The 225-nt window shown below is 56.0% G+C and carries 1 pseudogene; it reads right to left on the bottom strand.

The features are described from left to right. Positions 1 to 107 precede the first annotated feature (107 nt). A pseudogene (locus H0X91_RS34890) lies at positions 108 to 225 on the bottom strand (IS30 family transposase); the annotation flags it as partial.

Genomic DNA, 225 nt, shown 5'->3' with positions numbered 1-225 from the left:
TCTCCATGGCTGCGTTATCAAGGCAGTTGCCTCTGCGCGACATGCTCTGGGTGAGCGCATGCTGCTTCAACAGCCGACGGTAGGCGGGCATCTGATACTGGGTGGATTCAACCGGTCGTCGCAACACTAGATTGTTGAACGGACCTGAGATACTCGTCCAGAGCTTCAGCAGGCGTTTTCCAGCCGAGTGTTTTCCGGGGCCTGGTGTTCAACGTATTTGCAACG

Origin of the sequence: Burkholderia sp. 9777_1386, assembly GCF_015712265.1 — a bacterium.
In the GTDB taxonomy this organism is placed as follows: domain Bacteria; phylum Pseudomonadota; class Gammaproteobacteria; order Burkholderiales; family Burkholderiaceae; genus Burkholderia; species Burkholderia cenocepacia.
The sequence above is the reverse complement of the archived record's forward strand: the minus strand, read 5'-3'. Positions and strand labels throughout refer to the sequence as shown.